We start from the raw sequence: 8,416 nt of genomic DNA, 5'->3' as shown, positions 1-8,416 counted from the left end.
GGATCATGCGCAAAATCAAAAGTGACGGTGCCGGTCCGGCCGGCGTGACGTAACGTAACGGGCATGAAACAGGAACTGCCTTGACAGGCAGCGGCGGCGCTTGGCCTTCGCGAATGCAGCAAAACCTTGATTCTTCCGACTTTTTGTGCTACATCAGCCAAACATGCCGGTGACACAACGTCGATTTATGGCGCAAACGCCCCAAATCACTGAAAGGTGAGCTTCTCAATCCGGACCAGAGCGATCTGGGGCAGGCGGTCGCAATTATGCGGTGTGCTTGCCCTGGCTTTTCCGGATGGGCTCATCTGTTGTGCGGCTAACGGTCGGCGATCCCGATCGCGCGAGTTCAGCCGGCGCCGCCATGCCGGCGCTACAACAAGGAGTTCAGGGCGTAATGGCAACGATCACCCCGCAGAAGAAGTCCAACGCAGCGCGTCACGGTTTCAAGACCGGCGAGTTCATCGTCTATCCGGCGCACGGCGTCGGCCAGATCGTCTCGATCGACGAGCAGGAAGTCGCCGGCCACAAGCTGGAACTGTTCGTCATCGACTTCCAGAAGGACAAGATGCGCCTCAAGGTGCCGGTCGCCAAGGCGACCTCCATCGGCATGCGCAAGCTGTCGGAAGAGGATTATGTCGACCGCGCGCTTAAGGTTGTGCAGGGCCGTGCCCGCATCAAGCGCACCATGTGGTCGCGCCGCGCCCAGGAATATGATGCCAAGATCAACTCGGGCGACCTGATCTCGATCTCGGAAGTCGTGCGCGACCTCTACCGCGCCGACAACCAGCCGGAGCAGTCCTATTCCGAGCGCCAGCTTTACGAGGCCGCGCTCGATCGCATGGCCCGCGAGATCGCTGCCGTCAACCGCATGTCGGAGACCGAGGCCGTGCGCCTTATCGAGGTCAACCTCAACAAGGGCCCGAAGCGCGGCGCCAAGGCCGACAATGAGGAAGCCGAACAGGAAGAAGCTGCCTGAGCTTTTTTCCTTCGGGAATTCAGAAAACCCGGCCTCGTGCCGGGTTTTTTGTTTCGGAAGGCTACTCGCCGCCAGTTTCCCTGTGCGATTCCTGCCTCAGCGAGGCAATGAAGCGTTTCGTCCGCTCGCGCTCCGGCCTGTCGAACACGACCGAGGCCGGGCCTTTCTCGACGACGACGCCGGCATCGAGGAACACCACCTCCTGCGCGATCTTGGAGGCGAGCCTCAGATCGTGCGTGGCCATCACCATGGTCGTGCCTTCCCGGGCGAGCTGGCCGAGCACGTCGACCACTTCCTGCGCGAGCTCCGGGTCGAGCGCCGAGGTCGGCTCGTCGCACAGCAGCACACGCGGCGACGGCGCCAGCGCCCGGGCGATCGCAACACGCTGCTGCTGGCCGCCTGACAGCGTCGCCGGCCAGGCATCGGCCTTGTGCGCCATGCCGACCTTCTCGAGCAGGGCCATTGCCCGTTCGCGGGCTCTGCCGGCCGTCCATCTCAGCACCGTCACCAGCCCTTCCATGACGTTCTCGATCGCGGTGCGATGCGGGAACAGCTGGAAGTTCTGGAACACCATGCCTGTCTGCAGGCGAATGCGCTGGATGTCCCTGGCGGGTACCTTGACCCCCGGACGGAACTGCAGCGTCTCCTCACCGATGCGCAGCGTGCCCGAGCTTGGAATCTCCAACAGATTGATGCAGCGCAGAAGAGTGCTTTTTCCGCCCCCAGAGGGGCCGACAAGCGCCGTCACGCTACCTTCCTCGATGCTGACGGTGACACCCTTCAGGACGAGATTGTCGCCGAACCGCTTCTCGATGTTGTCGAGGCCGATCATGCATTCGCCTCCAGGAAGCCGCCGTAGCGGTTGAGGCGTACCTCCAGCCGCGCCTGCAGCACCGACAGCACCGAGCTCATCACTAGGTAGAGCGCCGCCGCCTCGATGTAGAGGATCAGCGGCTCGTAGGTGGTGGCGACGATGCGCTGCGCCGCCTGGAACATCTCCGGCACGGTGATGGCGGCCGCCAGCGAGGTGTCCTTGACCAGAGAGATGAAGGTGTTGGAAAGCGGCGGCACGGCGACGCGCCCTGCTTGCGGCAGAATCGTGCGCCGCATCGACTGGCTCCAGGTCATGCCGATCGAATAGGACGCCTCCCACTGCCCTTTCGGCACCGAGCCGATGACGGCGCGGATGATCTCCGACGTGTAGGCGCCGATGTTGAGCGTGAAGCCGATCAGCGCCGCGGGAAAGGCATCGAGCAGAATGCCGATCGAGGGCAGACCGTAGAAGATCAGGAACAGCTGCACCAGGAGCGGTGTGCCACGGAATATCCAGACATAGAAGCGGGCCACGGCCGCCAGCGGCTTTGGGCCGAACAGCCTGGCAGCGCCGTGGCCAGCCCGGCGGCGAGGCCGCAGGCGAACGACAAAAGCGTCAGCGGCACGGTGAAGATCAGCGCCGCCCATAACAGGGTCGGCAGCGATTCCAGCATTAATTGCAGCCAGTGCGGCACGGGGCCCTCTCCTTGCCAGATGCAGCCTGAACAGGCGTCGGTAGAGCCCGCGTCGCGACGTGCGGCTGCGGCGAAGACTGCGGGCGCATATCACGCGAAAATCGGCGAGCCGTCAAAGACGGCCCGCCGATGTCCTGGGGCCGATTCGCGGCCCGATCAGGCGGATTTACTGCGAAACGTCCTGGCCGAAATAGGTGTCGGCGATCTTCTTGTAGGTGCCGTCCGCCTTGATGTCGGCCAGCGCCTTGTTGATCGCGGCGACCAGTTCCGGATCGCCCTTGCGCACGATGACGCCGGAATAGTCGGCGTTCTCTTCCTGCGCGGCGATCTTCACATTGGCGTCGGGCTTGTGCTTCTTGAAATCGAGGAAGGACAGGCTGTCGTTGATGGTGGCGTCGGCGCGGCCGGTGAGCAGAAGCTGGATCGACTGGTCGAAGCCGTCGGTACCGACGAGCTCGGCGCCGTTGATCTCGGCGAGCTTGCCGTAATTGGAGGTCAGCGACTGCGCCGCCTTCTTGCCCTTGAGGTCGGCGAAGGTCTTGATCTCGGTGTCGTCACCGCGCACGATCAGCACCGCCTTGGAGGCGACGTAGGGATCGGAGAAATCATATTTGGCCTTGCGCGCGTCGGTGATGCCGACCTCGTTGATGACGGCGTCGTAGCGGTTGGCGTCGAGGCCGGCGATCAGGCCATCCCACTTGCCTTCGAGGAATTCCACCTTCACGCCGAGCTTGTCCGCGACCGCCTTGGCGATTTCGACGTCGAAGCCGACCAGCGCGCCCGAGGCGTCATGATAGGTGAAGGGCGCATAGGTGCCTTCCGTGCCGACCTTGATGACGCCGGCCTGCTTGATCTGATCGAGATTGGCGCCGGCATGCCCGGCGGTGACCGCCAGAGCCTGCAGCGTTCCGGCGATGATGAGCGATTTAAGCCATTTCATTTTTCTGTGATCCCGTTTTGGCCGGTGCCCCGGCGCGGTGTAAGAGCCGGAAACTGACAGATAGAGATGCGCGAAATAAGGAACCAGATTTCAAAAATATGGCATTCCAGAAACGAGATTCTCCAACTCGTACCAGAAACGGCCTACAACTCCCGCTCCGGCCATTTGTCTCGTCTCCAAGACAACACAAGGCCGTCCGGCCGTCGCGGCGGAACATTCCACTGCATGGCACGTTCTTGGCTTTGTAGGGCGCGGCGCCGCCATTTCAACCGCTGCTGACGCCGCTGAAGGGATCGGACACCGAAATGTCCGTGACGTCAGGACAAGGGAGCGCGGCATGATTGAGGACACGGCAGGACGGACGATGGTCCGCGCGGCGATGAAGGCGCCCTATCTGGAGCGCGAGGAGGAGCATCTCCTGGCCTTGCGCTGGAAAGAGGATAACGACCAGCAGGCACTGCACCGCATCACCGTCGCCCATATGCGGCTGGTCATCTCCATGGCCTCGAGGTTCCGCCACTACGGCCTGCCGCTCGGCGACCTGATCCAGGAGGGCCATGTCGGCCTGCTCGAGGCGGCCGCGCGCTTCGAACCGGAGCGCGAGGTGCGTTTCTCGACCTATGCCACTTGGTGGATCCGAGCCTCGATGCAGGATTACATCCTGCGCAACTGGTCGATCGTGCGCGGCGGCACCAGTTCGGCGCAAAAGGCGCTGTTCTTCAACCTCCGGCGCCTGCGCGCCCGGCTGGCGAATGGCGCCGAGCCGATCTCCAACGCCTCGCTCTATCGCGAGGTGTCGGCGGCGCTCGGCGTGCCCGAAGCCGACGTGGCGATGATGGATTCGCGCCTCTCCGCGCCCGACAGCTCGCTCAATGCGCCGCTTGGCGACGATTCCGGCCCGGCCGAGCGCATGGATTTCCTGATCTCGGACGATCCCCTGCCGGACGAGGTCGTCGGCGACACGATCGACATCGAGCGCCGCTCGCTGTGGCTGAAGGCGGCGCTCGGCGCGCTCAATGCGCGCGAGCTGAGGATCATCGAGGAGCGCCGGCTGACCGACGAGGGCGCGACACTGGAAGCGCTCGGCGAGGCGCTCGGCATTTCCAAGGAACGCGTGCGCCAGATCGAGGCGCGCGCCATGGAAAAGCTGAAAGTCGCGCTGGTCGAGCAGAACCCGGAATTCCTGGCGACAGCCGCCTGACTCCTGCCTGCCTAGGCTTACCTATCAGTGACGATCTTGACCTTGTCGCCGGTCGAAACAGCGGCGCCGGGCGACAGCGCGTTGAGCACCCTGAACAGGTCGAGCTTCCGGTCGACGCCGACCATCTGAGCGGCGAGCGAGCCCATGGTCTGCCCGGCCTGCACGGTGACGACGCGGATATGCAGTGGCTTCAGCGCCGCCTTCTCGGCCGCGCTCAGGATGCGGAACGAGCCGCTGACCGAGCGCGCCACCGGCTCAAGCGCAGTGCTGGCCGCCGGTGCCGCCGTCAGCAGCCGGTAGACCTGGCCGCCGGCGCGGATGACCGCGATGTCGAACTGCCAGCCGTCGGCGCCGGCGCGCGCCACCGCCGCCTCGTTGCCGTTGATGGTTTCCTGGTGAACGCTGGCGTCATCGAGGCCGGCCACCCAGCCGCTGCGGATGTAGTCGGTCAGCGCCCGCGACTTGTCGATCGAAACGCCGTCGAAACGGATCGCCATGTCGCCGGGGCCGGTCGCCGTCACCGCCGCGGCCGAATTGTCGATGACGAAGCCGTCGGGCACGGTGAACGACACGCCGAGGCCCGGATGCAGGAAGGTCTGGCCGCGCACATAGCCCTCTTCCGGCGTGTCGCCGTAGAGCAGCCCGTCAATACCGGCCAGGAAGGCGTCGCGGTCGCGCGTGCCGATGCCCGGCGGGCCGAAGTTGCGGGCAAGGCGCTGGGCAAGATCGATCCGCTGCGGCGTGTTGGGATGAGTCGCCAGGAAGTCCAGGCTGGCGTCGGTGGCGCCGCTGATTGAGCGGAAATCGGTATAGGCCGACATCGACTGCAGGAAGCGGCCGGCGGCGTAAGGATCATAGCCGGCCTCGCCGATCGACTTGATGCCGATGGCGTCGGCCTGCAGTTCCTGGTTGCGCGAGAACTGCGCGAGCCTCAGCTTGCCGCGGATCAGCGCCGCCTTGGCTGTCGGGCTGTCGCCCAGCACATCCGACACCACCTTGGTCGCCAGCCCTTCCTCGGCCTCCAGCTGCTGCCGCTGCAGGCCGTGATTGGCGGTGACGTGGCCCATCTCGTGCGCGATGACGGCGGCGAGCTCGGACGAATCATTGGCCAGCGCCAGCAGGCCGCGCGTTACATAGAGATAGCCGCCGGGCAGCGCGAAGGCGTTGACGTTGGGCGAATTGAGGATGGTGATGCGGTAGGTCTGGGTCGGATTGGCCGACACCACCGTCAGGTTGCCGACGACCTTGGCCACCATGCGCTCGAGCTTGGGATCGGAATATTCGCCGCCATAGGTGGCGAGGATGCGCGGATGCTGCGCCTTCGCCATTTCGGCGAGCTTCGAGTTGGCGACAACATTGTCGACGGTGATCGGCTTGTCGGACGGCTGGAAACCGGACTCCTGCACATCCGGCGGCGTGAACATCTGGCAGCTGGCCAGCGCCACGGCAAGGCCGGCAAGCGCGAGCAGTCGCGCCAGCGGCTTCGTCAGCAATCTATGCTTGCCGGTCGGCAGATCGGCTTCCTTTCCAAATCTTTGCGGGCAAATCACGGCCTGTGCCAGACCAGTATGGGCGGACCTAGCCATACTCCTCCAGTCAAGGCAAGCAAACGCTGCATCACCCGAACCCGGTTTGAGCGTAAATTATGTCCGCTTCCGGGCAACATGCCGAGATCCGGCAGCAATGCATGTCACCTGGAAATGTGCTGTGGTTTTGAGGCAACGACCTGCTCAAAAACAGAACCCAAGCGCATCCCTTGAGGTCGTTCAGGCGCGACGCCCCTTGGCTGGATCCATGCCGACATAGCGCCGAAAGCCGTCCGGTCCAGAGGCGTCGAAGAAGTTGGCCGCCGTCCCCGTCGCGGCGACCGTGTGGTTGTCAAGGAAGACCATGTCCTGGCCGATGCGGCGCGCGTCCTCCGGCTGGTGCGTGACGAACAGCACCGTCATCTGCCGTTCGGTATGGACACTGGCCAGCAAATCGAGCATGTCGTCGCGCAGCGCCGGTCCGAGCGAGGCGAACGGCTCGTCGAGCAAGAGCACCGGCCGGTCGCGCACCAGCACGCGCGCCAGCGCGACGCGCTGCCGCTCGCCGCCGGAAAGCTCGCGTGGCAGGCGCCTCTCCTTGCCCGCAAGGCCGACACGCGCCAGCGCATCGGCAATTGCCGCATGGTCGGCATCAGTGAGGCTGAGCGACGGCGAGCGGCCGAGCCCGACATTCCGCTCCACCGAAAGATGGGCGAACAGATTGTTCTCCTGGAACACCATCGAGACCGGCCTCACCGAAGGCGGCGCGGCGCTGACATCGCCACCGTCGATCAGCACGCGGCCGGATCCTGGCATCTCGAAACCAGCCACCAGGTTGAGCAGCGTCGACTTTCCCGAACCGCTCGGCCCCATGATGGCGGTGATCTTCGAGGCGGCGAACCCGACGTCGAAACGGAACGGCGCTTCGCCATAGCTGAACGAAACGTCCTCGAGCCGGACGGCCGCGCCTTTCGCCCCGACTTCCTTCGCCGGCGTCATGATTTCTCTCCTTGCCCGAGGCGATCGGCGGCAAGCACCAGCGCCAGGCAGACGAGACCGAGCAGCAAGGCAAGGCCGGCGGCGTCGGCGGTGCGATAGCTGCCCATGCGCGCCAGCAGAAGATAGGGCAAGGTCTGCACGGAATCGCTGCCGAACAGCGCGATTACGCCGAGATCGCCGAGCGACAGGGCCATGGCGAAGGCGAAGCCGGTTGCGAGCGGCCGCCTGAGCGACGGCCAGTCGACCAGGCTGAGCCGGTTCCAGCCTGATATGCCGAGCAGCAGGCAGAGCCTCTCGTGGCGCTCGCTTGCTGCATCGTAGGCGGGGCGGATCGCGCGGATGGCAAAGGGCATCGCCATCACCGCGTTGACTGCGACGACCATCACCGGGGCGAGGGCAAAGACGTCGCTGACCGTACGCAAAAGCAGGAACCAGCCGGCGCCGACGACGATGGGCGGTACGACGAGGACGAACCCGGCACCGGTATCCGTTGCGTGCTCCAGCAATGTCTTGCGGCCGGCACAGCGCTTCAGGGCCAGCGCCCGGCGCGCCGCGATCAGCGCCAGCGACATCGCCACCGCGAGCGACGCCGACAGGAAGGCCAGCACCACGCTGGTCTGCGTCGCCTGCCGCACCGCGCTCTCGCCGGCGAGCCGGCCGAGATCGGCGCCGAGGCCCGCCGCGACCGTGGCCGCCATCGGTCCGGCGACGAACAGCAGCGCGAGCACGATCAGAGCCGCGTTCAGCGAGGTTTCCGCCGGGCTCGCCGAAAAGTACCGGCGCGGCGCCACCGGCAGGTTGGCGTCGCCGACGGTGTTGGCGCCGAGCCGCGTCAGTGCAAGCACTACGGCGAAGGTCAGCGCGATCTGCAGCAGCGTCAGCGTCACCGCCCGCGCCGGATCGAAATCGAAGCGCAGCGCCTGGTAGATGGCGACCTCCAGCGTCGTGGCGGCCGGCCCGCCGCCGAGCGTCAGCACGATGGTGAAGGAGGTGATGCAAAGCATGAAGACCAGCCCGGAGACACCGGGCAGCGCTGCCCGCAACGCCGGCCATTCGATCAGCCGGAAGGCGGGCCGACCGCCCATGCCGAGCTGGCTTGCCAATCGCCAGTGATTGGCCGGCACCGTGCCCAGCGCCTCGAGGAACAGCCGCGTGGCCAGGGGCAAGTTGAAGAAGACATGGGCAACGAGGATGCCGGACAGTCCGTAGATGCCCGGCCAGTTCCGTCCGCCGAGCAGGCCGGCGAAATAGCCGGCATTGCCGTAG

General features: G+C 65.3%; 7 protein-coding genes and 1 pseudogene. 2 read left to right on the top strand and 6 right to left on the bottom strand.

What is annotated here, in order from left to right:
• The first annotated feature begins 394 nt into the window (after nt 1-394).
• Nucleotides 395-976 (top strand): CarD family transcriptional regulator, encoded by a 582-nt coding sequence (locus EOA33_RS15690; RefSeq protein ID WP_126057901.1) that lies wholly within the window; start codon nt 395-397, stop codon nt 974-976.
• A gap of 61 nt (nt 977-1,037) precedes the next feature.
• On the opposite strand, the gene EOA33_RS15685 is transcribed toward EOA33_RS15690, so the two are convergent.
• The 3 genes and pseudogenes from EOA33_RS15685 to EOA33_RS15675 all read right to left on the bottom strand — a co-directional run bounded on the left by EOA33_RS15685 (nt 1,038) and on the right by EOA33_RS15675 (nt 3,424).
• Entirely contained in the window at nt 1,038-1,808 is a 771-nt protein-coding gene (locus EOA33_RS15685) for an amino acid ABC transporter ATP-binding protein (RefSeq protein ID WP_126057900.1), read from the bottom strand.
• Nucleotides 1,805-2,484 (bottom strand): annotated as a pseudogene (locus EOA33_RS15680) (ABC transporter permease subunit). The gene EOA33_RS15685 and the pseudogene EOA33_RS15680 overlap by 4 nt, the downstream one beginning before the upstream one ends.
• A 166-nt stretch (nt 2,485-2,650) precedes the next feature.
• Complete coding sequence (locus tag EOA33_RS15675) at nt 2,651-3,424, bottom strand: amino acid ABC transporter substrate-binding protein (RefSeq protein ID WP_127406011.1); 774 nt, start codon at nt 3,422-3,424, stop codon at nt 2,651-2,653.
• A 337-nt stretch (nt 3,425-3,761) separates the two neighbouring features.
• On the opposite strand from EOA33_RS15675, the gene EOA33_RS15670 reads away from it, so the two are divergent.
• Nucleotides 3,762-4,625, top strand: coding sequence for an RNA polymerase factor sigma-32 (locus EOA33_RS15670; protein ID WP_126057897.1), 864 nt, complete (start codon nt 3,762-3,764; stop codon nt 4,623-4,625).
• Nucleotides 4,626-4,642: 17 nt separating this feature from the next.
• On the opposite strand, the gene EOA33_RS15665 is transcribed toward EOA33_RS15670, so the two are convergent.
• From EOA33_RS15665 to EOA33_RS15655, 3 genes are all read right to left on the bottom strand, one after another.
• Entirely contained in the window at nt 4,643-6,118 is a 1,476-nt protein-coding gene (locus EOA33_RS15665) for a M48 family metalloprotease (protein WP_245455348.1), read from the bottom strand.
• A gap of 273 nt (nt 6,119-6,391) precedes the next feature.
• The gene (gene thiQ, locus EOA33_RS15660; RefSeq protein WP_127406010.1) at nt 6,392-7,150 is read right to left on the bottom strand and encodes a thiamine ABC transporter ATP-binding protein; all 759 of its coding nucleotides are present in this window, start codon (nt 7,148-7,150) and stop codon (nt 6,392-6,394) included.
• The coding region (locus tag EOA33_RS15655) for an ABC transporter permease subunit (protein ID WP_127406009.1) at nt 7,147-8,416 on the bottom strand (1,270 nt) is incomplete at its 5' end. The genes thiQ and EOA33_RS15655, both read right to left, overlap by 4 nt.

The organism is Mesorhizobium sp. M4A.F.Ca.ET.050.02.1.1 (genome assembly GCF_003997725.1).
Taxonomy (GTDB): Bacteria; Pseudomonadota; Alphaproteobacteria; order Rhizobiales; family Rhizobiaceae; genus Mesorhizobium.
This window is presented reverse-complemented; position numbering and strand designations above follow the sequence as displayed.

Excerpts from the sequence above, each read along its gene's own strand:
- EOA33_RS15690 (WP_126057901.1), top strand. The coding sequence starts at position 395 with ATGGCAACGATCACCCCGCAGAAGAAGTCCAACGCAGCGCGTCACGGT.
- EOA33_RS15685 (WP_126057900.1), bottom strand. The coding sequence starts at position 1,808 with ATGATCGGCCTCGACAACATCGAGAAGCGGTTCGGCGACAATCTCGTC.
- EOA33_RS15675 (WP_127406011.1), bottom strand. The coding sequence starts at position 3,424 with ATGAAATGGCTTAAATCGCTCATCATCGCCGGAACGCTGCAGGCTCTG.
- EOA33_RS15670 (WP_126057897.1), top strand. The coding sequence starts at position 3,762 with ATGATTGAGGACACGGCAGGACGGACGATGGTCCGCGCGGCGATGAAG.
- thiQ (WP_127406010.1), bottom strand. The coding sequence starts at position 7,150 with ATGACGCCGGCGAAGGAAGTCGGGGCGAAAGGCGCGGCCGTCCGGCTC.